We start from the raw sequence: 15029 nt of genomic DNA, 5'->3' as shown, positions 1-15029 counted from the left end.
CAATATGAAAACATTCAAATTAGTACCGATTTTTCTGCTTTTAATACTAACATCCTGCAGCAGCGTTAGTGTTTATTCTGATTACGATAAAAATGTAGACTTTGCGCCTTATAAAACGTATGCTTTCTTTAAACCGGGAATTGATAAGGTTGAAATATCTGATTTGGATAAAAGAAGAATTCTTCACGCAATTGATACCGAAATGCAGGCTAAAGGTTTTACTAAAAGCGAGAACCCTGATTTATTGGTGAACATTTTTACCAAATCAAGAGAACAGGTAAATGTAAACCAATTTAGTGCCGGATGGGGCTATGGGTGGGGGTGGGGATGGAATCCTTTCATGATGTACGGAAACAATACGACCGTTTCAACTTCTACTGAAGGAACATTATTCATCGATTTAATTGATGCCAAAAAGAAAGAGATGATCTGGCAAGGTGAAGGTATTGCAACCCTGACTAAAAACGTTGATAAAAAAGACGCAAGAGTACAAGAGATTGTAAGCAAAGTCCTGGCACAATATCCGCCGGTTAAAAAATAATTAATACTTTTGCTTTGCAAACAAGAAAAATGACAAATTTAAATAACATAATTATCGCTATTATTAACATCATTGCAATTGAGCAATAATAGCGGGGTGTTGTATAAATAAGTAAACAAAATACAATTTATGTAACCTCCCAAATCGGGAGGTTTTTTATTTAGAAAACTATTTCCAGTGAACATTGTTAGAATCTTTTTGCCATAAATTACACGAATTAATTGTGAAAATTTGTGAAATTTATGGCAAATATTTTTAGAAGCTAAAACAAAATACACTAAAGTACATAGTTGTAAACTATATATCTGAGACCAATAAAAAATCAACTTAAACATTATGAATATATTTAACGAAGTACTGGCTGCAAAAAAACAACTTGAAAATGTGGTTGCTGCTACTCCACTCACACAAAATTTAAATCTTTCAGATGAATTTAAATCAACTATATTATTAAAACGAGAAGATTTGCAAATTGTCAGATCATATAAAATCAGAGGTGCTTACAATAAAATTTCTTCGTTATCCGATGTTGAAAAAGCTACGGGAATTGTTTGTGCAAGTGCCGGAAATCATGCGCAGGGTGTTGCATATTCCTGTCATCTTTTACAAATAAAAGGCAAAATTTATATGCCAAAAACCACTCCTAAACAAAAAGTAAAACAAGTTCAATTATTCGGAAAATCATTTGTTGAAATTGTGCTGACGGGAGACACTTTTGACGATGCTTATGCTTCAGCAACTGCCGATGCTGTCAAAAATCATAAAATATTCATTCACCCTTTTGATGATGAAAAAGTAATTGCGGGACAAGGAACTGTTGGTTTGGAAATTCTGGATAGCTGTAAGGAACCTATCGATTATGTTTTTGTTCCTATTGGTGGTGGCGGGCTTGCTTCCGGTCTTTCTGAAGTTTTTAAACATTTGAGTCCAAACACAAAAATTATTGGCGTAGAACCAAAAGGCGCTCCTTCGATGAAAACATCTATTGAAGAAAATAAAAATACGGCGCTGAAAACCATTGATAAATTTGTTGATGGTGCTGCTGTAAAACAAGTTGGTGATAAAACTTTTGAAATCTGCCGTTATAATCTTGAAGATATTATTCTGGTACCCGAAGGAAAAGTTTGCACTACTATTTTACGTTTATACAATGAGGAAGCAATGGTGGTTGAACCAGCCGGAGCATTAACAATTGCAGCTTTAGATTTTTATAAAGACAAAATAAAAGGCAAAAATGTGGTTTGTGTCGTTAGTGGAAGTAATAATGACATTGAAAGAACTGCCGAAATAAAAGAACGCTCTTTATTGTACGAAGGGTTGATGCATTATTTTATGATTCAGTTTCCCCAACGTCCGGGAGCATTGAAAGAATTTGTAAATAACATTTTAGGTCCCGATGATGATATTACCTATTTTCAATTTGCCAAGAAAACCAGCCGTGAAATGGGCTCTGTTGTAGTTGGATTAGAGTTAAAAAACAAAAAAGACATTCTGGCAATCAAAATGAATATGACCAAAAATGGTTTTGAATTTCAATATCTGAATGATAATCAGGATTTATTTACGCAGTTAATTGGGTAAAATAAATTTCGCTTTTTGTTTTTAACTTTGACATTCTCTGTGTAATCTTTGTGTAACTTTGCGTAATTTCTTTTTCAAGATTCACAAAGTTTTCGAAAAACTTCAGTAAGAAAAGTAATTATTCTTATTCTAAAAAACATGACAACTCAGGATATTTCCAAGATTGAAGACATTAAACTTTTAGTCAATACTTTTTATGAAAAAGTACAGAACGATGATTTAATTGGCCCTATTTTTAATGAAAAAATGATGGGTCGCTGGCCTGAACATCTGGAGAAAATGTATCGCTTTTGGCAAACTATACTTTTAGAAGAACACACTTATTCAGGAAGTCCTTTTCCTCCACACAAACATTTACCTGTAAACCAATCACATTTCGATCGTTGGATGAAAATTTTTACTGCTACCGTTGATAATTTATTTGTTGGAAAACTCGCCGAAGAAGCTAAACTTCGCGCTGCAAATATGGCCTATATGTTCAATTATAAAATTGAATATTTCAGGAATCCGGAGAATCAATAAAATGTCCTGTCAAAATTTCATTAATAAACAGAAATATTATTCTTAAATAATTAAATTTGACCAAACGATATTATTTAAATATGAAAAAAATAATTACACTATTGGTTCTATGTTGTGTGTTCTTTTCTATCAACGCAAAAGCTCAATCTACCATAAGCACTTTATACAAAGGCAGTATTGATGGTAAAATAGCGGTAACATTTTATATAAAAACCGAAGAAAATCCCTGTATAGGTGGCTTAATGTATACATCAATGTATCAGTATGATAAATCCGAGACTTGGATACAATTAGACATTACGCAAAATAAAAAGAACGAGAATCAATTTGCATTAGTAGAACACGGATTTTCTGGCGTCATGATTTTAAAGAAAGAAGGAATCAATTTTAATGGGTTATGGATAAGCCCCGATGGTAAAAAACAATTAAAAGTGGACTTGAAAGAAGTTCGCATGACTAAAAAAGAAATTGAAAATTACGAAAACAAGATGGAGAAAGTAAACTATGAAAATAACGATTGTTAAAATAACATTATTCTCATAGTTTTATACTTATCGCAATTTCCTGTCTGATTCGTTAATCTGAAGATCATTGATGCTTGCAAATCTTTTTTGCATAAGTCCGTTTTCATCGAATTCCCAATTTTCATTACCATACGCCCTAAACCAATTACCATCAGCAGTGTGATATTCATATTCAAATCTTACCGCAATACGATTTTCAGTATGTGCCCAATATTCTTTTTTCAGTTTATACTGTAATTCCTTTTTCCATTTTTGAGATAAAAAAGAAACAATAGCTTCTCTTCCGATAATAAACTGATCTCGATTTCGCCACTCACTATCTACTGTATACGCTTTTGAAACACGTTCGGGATCCTGGCTATTCCAGGCATCTTCTGCCATTTGAATCTTTTGAATTGCTGTTTCAAAAGTAAAAGGCGGCAATGGTAATTTCTGCTCCATATAAATTAAATTTTCAAGAATTATTTTTGATTATTAAATGAGTTTGTGGTTTAAAAAACTGAAAAGTTTAATAAAGGGAGAAACAAATCAGTTTACAATTTTTCCGTTCCTGAATTTATTTTTCCCATCCTCCCATACATTATTTTCAGAAGTCATTTTGAATGTTTTTGGATTTGCTCCTTTGACAACAGCATCTTTATAATAAACATTAACATGATCTTTGGAATATTCATCATAAATTATTTCGAAACCGGAGGGAGAAGCACCAATTATTTTTTTGCAGTCATAATAAACATTTTTCTTGTCTTTTGAAAAGCTGTAATTTAATAATTCCAAGGTTTCAACATCAATTTCAGGATATAATATGCCTTTGTAAATCAAAGTATCATTCACTGCTATCCTCCAATAATCAATTGCTTTAGTGCTTTTAATAGGTTCGAAAATATGAAGCGTGAATTCATCGTTTGTAAAAGCAGAAACAATAGAATTCCCTATCTGAACATAAGTTTCATTGATGACATGAATTTCGCCTTCAATCCTTTTATGTTTCTGAATAACTTCATCAACATCCAACAATTCCAAATCCTCCCCTCTTTGATGAATAATCGAATAAATATAATTATTATCTACAGCTATAGCATCGTTTAAAGGCTTGAAAGTTTCCGGATCGCCTTGTATTTTCTTGTTTTTGTAGTAAACAGCATTAGCATCCTTAAACCAGTTATGACGACTATAATCGGGTAACGATGGATCTAATAATTGATACGTTTTATGATCTGCCCCTTTGATAATCTCTAAAAAATTATACTCTTTTCCGTTTGTATTATAGACATGATTCTTATCTTTAATAATACCTGAAACATCAATTACGAAAGTTGCATAATCAACAGATTGCTTTTTTCCCTTCCAAAAAACATTTTTTTTATCTTTTCCAAAATCTCTGTTTATCGGCTGAAAAGATTCAACATCAGCATCAGATTCGAAATAACCCAATTCAAACCAATTGCCCATTGGAGAATAAACAATTAATTTTTTTCTGTAATGATAGAAGTACGAATCGGAAACTTTTAAATTGACAGGATTTCCTATTTTAAACAAAAAGTATCGTATTCCTAAAAAGCCCAGAACCACTACTATTAAAACGATAAAAACAACTTTCATATACAATATTTAAAATATACTATGTGTAAAACTAAGTAATTTTTATCATTATATTTTATACTGGGTTTAGTAAAAAAACAAAAAAAGACAAAATTTCCCATTATAAAACAAGCTTATCAAAACTAACAATTACCCAACAAAACACTCTTATTTTTAAAAATAACAATTAAAAAGGATCTTTTTCGAGCACTAAATTCGTAATTTTACATTTCATCTATAGAAACTTTTGTAATGAGCCCAACTATCGAAACAAATCCATTACTTGAAAAATTGCCGAAACATTTAAAGCAATTTATTAAACCACAAGATTATAGCGATTACACGCCAATCAACCAGGCAGTTTGGCGTTATGTGATGCGTAAAAACATAGATTATTTATCGAAAGTAGCACATCATTCGTATTTGGATGGTTTACGAAAAACAGGAATAGAGGTTGATTCAATTCCGAGTATGTATGGGATGAACCGAATTCTGACTGAAATTGGCTGGGCCGCCGTTGCCGTTGACGGATTTATTCCGCCAAATGCTTTTATGGAATTCCAGGCTTACAATGTTTTAGTTATTGCTTCAGACATTAGACAATTAGAGCATATCGAATATACGCCTGCACCGGATATTATTCACGAAGGTGCCGGCCACGCCCCTATTATTGCAAATCCTGAATATGCTGAATATCTGCGCCGTTTTGGAGAAATTGGCTGCAAAGCGATTTCATCTCATAAAGACTATCAGATGTATGAAGCTATCCGACTACTTTCTATTCTAAAAGAAGCCGAAGATACACCTCAGGAAAAAATAGACGAAGCCGAAAAAGCAGTTTCCGATTTGCAAAACAATATGGGCGAATTATCAGAAATGGCGCAGATTCGAAACCTGCATTGGTGGACAGTTGAATACGGTTTAATTGGAACTGTTGAAAATCCTAAAATATATGGCGCAGGATTACTTTCATCTATCGGAGAAAGTGCCTGGTGTATGACAGATAACGTAAAGAAAATCCCTTACGATATTTCAGCTGCCAACCAGAATTTTGATATTACGCAACTACAGCCTCAACTTTATGTTACGCCTACTTTTTCTTATTTGAGTTTAATTTTAGAGGAATTTGCCAATAAAATGGCTTTACGAACCGGTGGTCTTTCCGGAATTCAAAAATTGATTCATTCAAATGCTTTAGGAACGATTGAATTAAGTACAGGTTTACAGATTTCAGGCATTTTTACCAATGTTATTGAAGAAGAAGGAAAACCAGTCTACATTCAGACAACCGGAAAAACAGCTTTATCATATCGTGAAAAAGAATTGGTTGGTCACGGAACGTTGACACACCATGAAGGTTTTGGAAGTCCGATTGGAAAACTGAAAGGCTTCAATTTAGCAATTGAAGATATGAGCCCTAAGGACCTACAAGCGTATAGTATTATGGAAAACGAAACCGTAAAACTGGAATTTGAGGGTAATATTATTGTAAAAGGTGAAATCATTACGGGTTCAAGAAACTTACACGGGGAAATTATTCTGATTAGTTTTAGAAATTGTACGGTGACACATGGTAAAACGATTTTGTTTCAACCTGAATGGGGAAATTACGATATGGCAATTGGTAAAAAAGTGGTTTCTGCATTTTCCGGTCCGGCCGATGTAAATAGTTTTGACCTGATTAATACTGTTCCGAAAACTACAACAATCAAAGCTAAACATACAGACGAACGTGATGATTTAGAGATTTTATACCAAACCGTTCGTATGATGAGAGAAAGTAAAGATTCTAAATCAGATTCGACCGATAGTGAACAGGCGAAGCAATTAAAATCTGTATTTGAAAAACTTAAAAACAATCATCCAAACGATTGGTTATTATCTGTTGAAATTGCTGAGCTTTTAAAAGATTCAGATGAAAAACAGCTTTTAGAGGAAGTCCTGGTTTATCTTGACCAGTTAAAAGAAAAACGTCCTGAAGCGGCACACTTAATTTCCGGCGGATTAGATTTAATTTTTGCATGAGAAGAAGGCAGTAAACATCTACTGAACAAAAAATTAAAACAAAGTATACCTTATTAATATACTTTGTTTTAATTTCTGACTTATAAATATTCTCCTTACAACAAATTCGCTTAAGTTAAAAATATATCTTTTATTTATTTTTAACTGACAATAATTACCAATCTTCTTTTTTTTTCTAAATTTTCTACTAAATCATAAAATATTTCTTATACTTGTGGTCAAATTAACCATTAGTATAGAAGGTATGATTTGCCATTTTTTAAAAAATTGCACACTAAACCTAACTTACTAAAAAACTATAACTTTATTATTTAACCATTTTTATTATGAGAAAACAACTTAAAAATTACAAAATGCTCGCTATCCTATGTGTAGCTTTATTTGGAAATCTTGCTTGCAGTAATGATTCGCTTATTGAAGAACAGCAAGAAGCTACCACAGAACAAGAGATTGTAACCCAGACTACAGTTTCAACAGCAAGGTCCTACCCTAGCTACAATACCAATCCATTGCCAGCAGACGCTAACGGAATGGGGAGCAATGCCCAGACAATTGCATCCAATATAAAAATTGGATGGAATCTTGGAAATACGCTGGAAGCAACAGGCGGTGAGACATCGTGGGGAAATCCAAAGGCCACAAAAGCATTAATTGATGCAGTAAAAAACAAAGGTTTTAATGCTATACGTATTCCTTGTTCCTGGAGTAATAATTTAGCAAACTCTACTACTTTGCAAATAAAATTGGAATGGCTTAACAGAGTAAAAGAAGTGGTTCAGTACTGTGCTGACAATAATATGTATGTAATAATAAATATCCACTGGGATGGCGGATGGTTAGAAAATAATGTAACTGTGGCTAAACAGGCAGAGAACAATGAAAAACAACAAGCTTTTTGGGAACAAATAGCAACCCATTTGCGTGATTTTAACGGACGTTTACTTTTTGCCAGTGCCAATGAACCTAATGTAAGTGACGCTACTCAAATGGCAGTCCTAAAATCATATCACCAAACCTTCATAAATGCTGTACGTTCTACAGGAGGAAAAAATGCTTACAGAACATTAATAATTCAGGGACCTGATACAGATATTGCAAAAACAAATCAGTTAATGACATCATTACCTGTCGATAAAGTGCCAGGACGAATGATGGTCGAAGTTCATTATTATGCACCATGGCAATTTTGTGGGATGACTACAGATGAGTCCTGGGGGAAAATGTTTTACTATTGGGGTTCAGGTTTTCATTCAACGACAGATACTGGAAGAAATGCTACCTGGGGAGAAGAAGCCGCTGTTACTGCCGATTTTAAATTAATGAAAACCCAATTTGTAGATAAAGGAATTCCTGTTATTATGGGAGAATTTGGCGCTATACGCCGTACTTCATTAACTGGTGCAAATTTAACAAAACACTTAGCTTCAAGAGCTTATTATTTAAAACATGTAGTTAAACAAGCAAAACTTAATGGTTTGGTACCTTTTTATTGGGATGAAGGAAGCTTAACTAATAATGGTTTTGGAATCTTTAAAAGAAGCGATAATACTGTTGGTGACACCCAGGTTTTAACCGCCTTAATGGATGGATTGAAATAAATCAATAATGCAGTTTGGATAAAGATGTTTGTCCAAACTGTATTTCTAATTTTATCTTTGTGTAATGGTTTCTCTATGTGTTTTCTTTACCCATGTGTACCTTATATAATTGACCCAATTCCACAAATTAACACTATCAATCTGTGTTAATTTGTGGAATTCGTGTTTTATATTTTTCTACAGCTTCAAATCCTGATCAAAATCTTTCTCATTTTCAATCGTTTTTCCATTATATTGAAGCTTCCAGCCCATTGTATTGGTTAAAATCAAAATCTTAGAAAGCTCAGTAATCAATCTATTCTGAGCATTTGTTTTGAGTGATGATTTCTCGATTTTTTTAGCCAGATTCGCTTTTACCGATTTGTTTATTTTATTATAATCATCTCCTGTAAACGGATTTAATTTGCTTTGCTCTACATCATAAAACTGAATATCGGGATTAATTGTAATTTCTTCTTTCGGAATATTGAGAATCGTTATGGTTTTATTTTTTTCGTTGATATCATATTTCATTTTATGTAAATCATAAGCCACTGTAACATTTGCATTTACCACCACTAGTGCTTTTTTTTCAAAAGAAACCATATCCATTAAATATTTCTGCTGATTTTTATAAGTGATAACTTCAGAGAAATGTCCTTCGGTAACAATCAATTTGCCAACGTTTAAAATTTGCTGCTGAATCAGATTTGTGTTATAATCGATTGTAGAGTCGTCGTCTTTTTTGAATTCACAATACTTAAAAGCAAGTATGATTGCAATTATAACAGCGGCTCCAACTAAAATCTTTTTAAGCATAATTTTAATATAAATGATAAGCTAATTTAATGTTTTAAGAAGAGTTACTGTAAAAGAAAATGAGAATTATTTACAAACATTGAAATTATATAAAATTATTGTTTTTTTTTAATAAACTACCAGAAATGTGATTCGATATATTTGTAAAAATAATTTAATCTTCAAATTAAAATTTTATGATTCAAAAAATTAACGAATTACCGGCAAATATGATTGGCTTTAAACTGCTGGTCACATAGTAAAAAGGCGATGTTGATTTTGTTACATCAGAAGTTAGACTCTTAATGAAGATACACCTCAAACTTAATTATTTATTGTTTTTTGATAACTCTCTCCAACTAATCTTACTTTAAGTATCTGGTTACATGAGGCTCTGTAAAACATTAAAAAAAAAATCACAAAGACACGAGCTTCTATCGTAACTGATTGCCGGAGAATGATTAATTTTACTAAAGTTTTCAATACAATTATACCTGGAGAATTCAAAGGTTTCAAAAAAGAGGATTACATCCCCGCCATAGACTTGGACAGCAGAAAAAATAGATTTAGAATAATTTAAAAACACTATTATGAATAAGGATTTAAATAATAAAGAAGCGGTCAATAAATTAATTTCATTAGTTAAAGACATCAATGTGGCCATTTTTTGTACTGAACTTACAAAAACACCACTTCAATCAAGGCCAATGAGTGTTCAGGAAGTTGATGACCAGGGAAATTTATGGTTTATCAGTTCGTCGACAAGTAACAAGAACTTTGAAATTTTAAAAGACAATCAGGTTCAGTTGTTTTTTGCCAATAATTCGAGTTCGCAATATATTTCCATATATGGAAATGCAGCTATTTATAAAGATCAGGAAAAAATAGATGAGTTATGGACTCCCATTGCCAAAGCCTGGTTTGAAGAAGGCCAAAGAGATTCAAATGTTACTGTTATAAAAGTAACACCATCAGATGCTTATTATTGGGATACAAAAGATGGAAAAATAATATCATTACTAAAAATGGCCGGTTCAGCAATTTTTGGCACAACATCAGATATCGGCGTTGAAGGGAAATTAAAATTATAAAAAAATGAGACTCTAAACCGGGTCTCATTTTTTATATTTAAATTCCAAACTATTTGTTTTCATTTAATTCGTCTATCACTTCTTTAGTCAATTGCAGACTTTTCAATTTTGCCTGATGTTCAAAAATAGGGCTGGTTATCATCAGCTCATCAATTTTAGCATAATCAATAAATTTTTTCAAATCTGCTGCAATTTGCAATTTGCTTCCCACAAAAGTACCACCAGTCATCTGATTGACATGAAATCGCTCTTCTTCGCTCATAATGTCATCCAGTGACTCAACAGGTGGCTGAAGTCCTTTACGATCGTTTCTAATTAAATTCAGAAACATTTGGTATAAACTTGTCGATAATTTTTCGGCTTCTTCATCTGTATCAGCTGCAATAATATTTATACAAGCCATTGATTTTGGTTTATCCAAAGTTGCCGAAGCCTGAAAGTTATCGCGATAAAATTCGAATGCCTGCAACATTTGGCGAGGTGCAAAATGTCCGGCAAAAGCATAGGGAAATCCGTAAGAAGCAGCAAGTGATGCGCTTTCCATACTTGAACCCAAAATCCAGATAGGTACTTTTGTTCCTTCAGCAGGGAAAGCACGAACTTTTGCAGTTGCATTTTCTTCCGAAAAATATTCCTGAAGTTTAGACACATTTTGTGGAAATCTTTGTGTTTGTTCAAAAAAGTCTTTTCGAATGGCCTCAGCTGTAGGCTGATCGGTTCCCGGAGCCCTCCCTAAACCTAAATCAATTCGGTTTGGATAAAGCGTTTCCAATGTACCAAATTGTTCCGCAACAATCAAAGGAGAATGATTTGGTAACATGATTCCACCAGAACCTACCCGTATATTTTCTGTCTGACTGGCAATATACCCAATTAATACTACAGTTGCTGTACTGGCAACATGTGCCATGTTATGATGTTCAGCCAGCCAAAACCGCTTATATCCTAATCGATCTGTTAATTGCGCTATTTCTTTTGTTTTATTTAATGTTTCAGAAGCATTGCTGTCATTGTTAATAATAGCAAGCTCTAATATGGAGATTGAAATTGAGTCTTTCATGGAAATAATATCTTTTATGCAAAATTAATTCATTTGGCATGAAAGCTGAATTCTTCGATGTTAAGAGAATTATAATGTTTGGAACATAATTAAAAAACTTATTTTACTAAGGCGTCTTATACTTTTATAAGTATTCTTTTGGTTTAGTCAGATAATAAACCAGAATTCCAATAAGCATGATTAAGATTCCCCCAGCCATATGTTGAGAATTTTGTGATTAATAATGAAATACTAATCACCGAAGCTAAAACATGGATATCCAAAAGCTTATATAGTCTTTCTACATTGGGCATTTTTTTACGCAAGATGAAGATTCCATAGATTTAAGAAAATAAAAAAGCCTGTATAACATTGATTTTACAGGCTTTTTTTGTGGAGTCGCCGGGAATCGAACCCGGGTCCAAACAAGCAACTAAAGAGCTTTCTACACGTTTATTTCCTGATTGGATTTTCGATGTTAAGCTAGGTCAGGAACAACCACTCAACACTTATCTTCTTAATTTCGATATCCACCCGAAGCTCATGGAAATCTAGGTTTATTTTTACGGTTCCCCTGTACTGATCGCCACAAACCAAGGCTTTCAAGGAGAATCCAGCTTTCCTATCTGATAGGAACGTGGCTTAATCTTACTATAATTCGGATTATGCAGCTAAAGCGTAGTTATTTTCGCCGTGTGAAATTGTAAGATCTTATATTTACGAGCAAGGTCTCAATGCTCGACGTGCTTACTTTCCAATTCGACTTGCTGTCAAAACCAGTCGACCCCAAAAATGAGTTTGCAAATTTATACTATTTGAAGTTAGATTTATAATAAATTTTACTTAAATTTTATTATTCTTCATTTTTAAATTTAAACGGATAATCTCCAAAAATAGGTGCCAGCTTTCTAACTGCATAAGTTTTTCTGGTCATTTTATTTGATAATGCAATAATGGTAACCTGCTCTTCCTGAAGCGTTATATAGGATGAAGTATTACCATGCCACCAACCATTGTGAAAATAAAAATTTTGTCCAGTTTCCCAGTTAATCATTCTGATTCCCAATCCATAATTTTTTGTTCCCTTGTGTTCATTACTATAACCAGTATAAACTTGTTTTAATAAAGCAGGTTTCAAAAAATCTGGTGAATTTCTGGCACGATCAAATTTCAATAAATCACGCGGTGTAGAAAATATATTTTTATCTCCATACACATTATCCAAATAATCAAACCCAATTTCAATATTATTCCCTTTATATGAAGGAACTATAGATTTTCTATCTTTATCATTATCAAAAACATAGGTATGAGTCATTCCTAATGGCTTAAAAATCATTTCTGACATGGCTTCTTTATAGGTCAATCCTGTTATTTTTTCTATAATCAAAGCCAGCATGGCATAATTAGTATTGCAATAACTAAATCGTGTCCCTACCCTTGATTCTAAACCAACATTTTTAGTTGCCAGAATATTTAAAATATCTTTATTCGTTAATTGATTATGCCTGTCCCAAACCGATTTGTCCCTGTCTGTGAAATAGGCATAATTTCGCATTCCGCTTCTATGGCTCAATAACATACGAACCGTACACTCCTCGTAAGGAAATGTTTTTAAAATTGTATTGACTTTTTGGTCTAGGTCAATTTTGCCTAAATTGACTAATTTTAAAACTGCTGACGCCGTAATTACTTTACTTACTGAGGCTATATGAAGCGGGGTATTAACTGTAATTTTCGTTTCTTCATTTCTATTGGCAAAACCATTATATTTTTCAAATAAAATGATGCCATTTCTGGCTACTAAAAAACTACCATTCATACTATTGTTTGGCCAATTTTTATTATAAAAATAATTTATTCTGGGTTTTATTGAATTTACATAATGGGCAGAAAGTTTTTTTTCTGATTTCATTGGGATCATTTTACCCAAAGTGTCTTTTACTTCTAAAGTATTGTCAGGATTAGATTTTTTATCTTTTCCACAAGAACTTAAAACTAATATTAGAAAAAGTATTTGTGGTATATTTGCTTTTTTTAGGAATCTCATTTGCATTATTCTTGAAAAAACAAATATATAGAATTCAATACTTTTGTTCTGCCATTTTTATAAACATTAGTTTTCCTTTTTAACAAATAATTAATGTAATTTATTGTTAGTCGATTGTACATCAGCTTTTAACAATTTATCAAGGATTTAAATAATAAATTGGCAACAAAAAATTAACTAAATTTGTTACGTTTAAAACAAATTAAGTAAAAAAAGTTATATTATTAAAAATTTAAATATCAATAAATGAAATTCGGAATTATAAAAGAAAGAAAAAACCCTCCAGACAGGCGTGTCGTTTTTTCTCCTAATGAATTGGCTAAAATTAAACAACAATATCCTGAAGCTCAAGTTATTGTAGAAAGTTCAGATATTCGAATCTTTTCTGACGAGCAATACCAAAACATGAATATTACAATCTCTGATGATGTTTCAGATTGTGATGTTTTATTTGGTGTAAAAGAAGTACCGGTTGATAATTTGATTCCAAATAAATCTTATTTCTTTTTTTCGCATACTATAAAAAAACAGCCTTATAACAGAAAATTGCTGCAAGCTATATTAGAAAAAAGTATTGATTTATACGATCATGAAACGATTGTAGATAAAAATAATCGCAGGCTGATTGGTTTTGGCAAATATGCAGGAATGGTTGGTATTTATAATGGAATTCGTGCCTTTGGAATAAAATTTGAATTGTTTAAACTTCCAAAAGCAGAAACTTTGGCGGGAAAAGAGGCTTTAATCATGCAATTAAAACGTATTACCCTGCCGCCAATAAAATTTGTAATTACCGGAACCGGTAAAGTTGGAAATGGCGTCGAGGAGATTTTAAAAGCTATCAAAGTAAAAGAAATTACGGTTGATAATTATCTAACAAAAAACTATGCTCAACCTGTGTATGTACAATTGGATGCTTTAGAATATAACAAAAGAATTGACGGGCAAATCCTTGATTTTAAAGATTTCGCTGAACATCCGGAGGCCTATACATCTGATTTTGAAAAATTTACTAAAGTAAGTGACATCTATATCGCTGGACATTTTTACGCAAATAATGCTCCTATAATTTTGACACAGGATATGTTAAATGCAAAAGATTGCAAAATAAGAGTTGTAGCTGATATATCATGTGATGTTAACGGGCCAATTGCCAGTACATTGCGTTCGTCTACCATTGCAGAACCTTTGTATGGTTATTTACCATCAGAAAATAAAGAAACAGATATTTATCATCCTGCAGCAATTGTAGTAATGGCTGTTGATAATTTACCTTGCGAAATTCCTAAAGATGCCAGCGAAGGTTTTGGAGAACAGTTCATGGAACACGTTATTCCTGCTTTCTTCAATGGAGATAAAGACGGAATCCTAAAACGTGCCAAAATAACTGAAAACGGGAAGTTAACACCCAGATTTAGTTATCTGCAAGATTATGTTGATGGGAAATAATTACTTAATAATTAATAATTGTTAATTGATAGTGTTTATGTCATTCTCCTTCATCGAAATTGACAACATTGTAAAAAAGGGTTTTATAAAAGTTTAAACTTTTATAAAACCCTTTTTTAAGATCAAGCATTAATTAATAATTTACCATTAACTAATTAAATGAATTACCCCGAGGCAGAGCCTCGAGGTATCGCGTTACTCGAAAGATAACCGCAATTGATTTTTGTTAAACGATTTATAAACTATTTTTT

General features: G+C 32.4%; 14 protein-coding genes and 1 other RNA gene. 8 read left to right on the top strand and 7 right to left on the bottom strand.

Annotated elements, in window-relative coordinates; all coding sequences use genetic code 11:
* Positions 1-4 precede the first annotated feature (4 nt).
* The 4 genes from J2W48_RS21745 to J2W48_RS21730 all read left to right on the top strand — a co-directional run bounded on the left by J2W48_RS21745 (position 5) and on the right by J2W48_RS21730 (position 3168).
* A complete protein-coding gene (locus J2W48_RS21745) occupies positions 5-541 on the top strand; it encodes a DUF4136 domain-containing protein (protein WP_310284147.1) in 537 nt (178 codons plus the stop codon).
* A 336-nt stretch (positions 542-877) separates the two neighbouring features.
* Positions 878-2122, top strand: coding sequence for a threonine ammonia-lyase IlvA (ilvA, locus tag J2W48_RS21740; RefSeq protein ID WP_310284145.1), 1245 nt, complete (start codon positions 878-880; stop codon positions 2120-2122).
* A gap of 138 nt (positions 2123-2260) precedes the next feature.
* Positions 2261-2644: a group III truncated hemoglobin gene (locus tag J2W48_RS21735; RefSeq protein WP_310284144.1), complete on the top strand. Its 384-nt coding sequence runs from the start codon at positions 2261-2263 to the stop codon at positions 2642-2644.
* 56 nt (positions 2645-2700) lie between these two features.
* Positions 2701-3168, top strand: coding sequence for a hypothetical protein (locus J2W48_RS21730; protein ID WP_310284143.1), 468 nt, complete (start codon positions 2701-2703; stop codon positions 3166-3168).
* A gap of 27 nt (positions 3169-3195) precedes the next feature.
* On the opposite strand, the gene J2W48_RS21725 is transcribed toward J2W48_RS21730, so the two are convergent.
* Positions 3196-3609, bottom strand: a complete 414-nt coding sequence (locus tag J2W48_RS21725; protein ID WP_310284142.1) for a nuclear transport factor 2 family protein — start codon at positions 3607-3609, stop codon at positions 3196-3198.
* A gap of 87 nt (positions 3610-3696) precedes the next feature.
* The gene (locus tag J2W48_RS21720; protein ID WP_310284141.1) at positions 3697-4770 is read right to left on the bottom strand and encodes a DKNYY domain-containing protein; all 1074 of its coding nucleotides are present in this window, start codon (positions 4768-4770) and stop codon (positions 3697-3699) included.
* A 231-nt stretch (positions 4771-5001) separates the two neighbouring features.
* On the opposite strand from J2W48_RS21720, the gene J2W48_RS21715 reads away from it, so the two are divergent.
* Positions 5002-6774 carry an aromatic amino acid hydroxylase gene (locus tag J2W48_RS21715; protein ID WP_310284139.1) on the top strand — a complete coding sequence of 591 codons (1773 nt, stop codon included), beginning with the start codon at positions 5002-5004 and terminating at the stop codon, positions 6772-6774.
* A 326-nt stretch (positions 6775-7100) separates the two neighbouring features.
* Positions 7101-8372: a glycoside hydrolase family 5 protein gene (locus J2W48_RS21710; RefSeq protein ID WP_310284137.1), complete on the top strand. Its 1272-nt coding sequence runs from the start codon at positions 7101-7103 to the stop codon at positions 8370-8372.
* A gap of 177 nt (positions 8373-8549) precedes the next feature.
* Here the strand turns inward: J2W48_RS21710 and J2W48_RS21705 are convergent, their stop codons facing one another.
* Positions 8550-9170 (bottom strand): DUF4230 domain-containing protein, encoded by a 621-nt coding sequence (locus J2W48_RS21705; protein ID WP_310284135.1) that lies wholly within the window; start codon positions 9168-9170, stop codon positions 8550-8552.
* A gap of 569 nt (positions 9171-9739) precedes the next feature.
* Here J2W48_RS21705 and J2W48_RS21700 point away from each other — a divergent pair.
* A complete protein-coding gene (locus J2W48_RS21700) occupies positions 9740-10240 on the top strand; it encodes a pyridoxamine 5'-phosphate oxidase family protein (protein WP_310284133.1) in 501 nt (166 codons plus the stop codon).
* A gap of 49 nt (positions 10241-10289) precedes the next feature.
* On the opposite strand, the gene J2W48_RS21695 is transcribed toward J2W48_RS21700, so the two are convergent.
* The 4 genes from J2W48_RS21695 to J2W48_RS21680 form a co-directional block, all read right to left on the bottom strand.
* Positions 10290-11300 (bottom strand): LLM class flavin-dependent oxidoreductase, encoded by a 1011-nt coding sequence (locus J2W48_RS21695; RefSeq protein ID WP_310284132.1) that lies wholly within the window; start codon positions 11298-11300, stop codon positions 10290-10292.
* 143 nt (positions 11301-11443) lie between these two features.
* Positions 11444-11593 (bottom strand): hypothetical protein, encoded by a 150-nt coding sequence (locus J2W48_RS21690; RefSeq protein ID WP_310284131.1) that lies wholly within the window; start codon positions 11591-11593, stop codon positions 11444-11446.
* 77 nt (positions 11594-11670) lie between these two features.
* Positions 11671-12067, bottom strand: a transfer-messenger RNA (tmRNA) gene (gene ssrA / locus J2W48_RS21685).
* Between the two features lie 65 nt (positions 12068-12132).
* On the bottom strand, positions 12133-13335 hold the full coding sequence (locus J2W48_RS21680) for a serine hydrolase domain-containing protein (protein WP_310284129.1): 1203 nt from the start codon (positions 13333-13335) through the stop codon (positions 12133-12135).
* 240 nt (positions 13336-13575) lie between these two features.
* Between J2W48_RS21680 and J2W48_RS21675 the strand changes: the two genes are divergently transcribed.
* Positions 13576-14778, top strand: coding sequence for an NAD(P)-dependent oxidoreductase (locus J2W48_RS21675; RefSeq protein ID WP_310284126.1), 1203 nt, complete (start codon positions 13576-13578; stop codon positions 14776-14778).
* Positions 14779-15029: the final 251 nt, after the last annotated feature.

Origin of the sequence: Flavobacterium piscis (genome assembly GCF_031457575.1) — a bacterium.
GTDB classification, from domain to species: Bacteria; Bacteroidota; Bacteroidia; order Flavobacteriales; family Flavobacteriaceae; genus Flavobacterium; species Flavobacterium piscis_A.
This window is presented reverse-complemented; position numbering and strand designations above follow the sequence as displayed.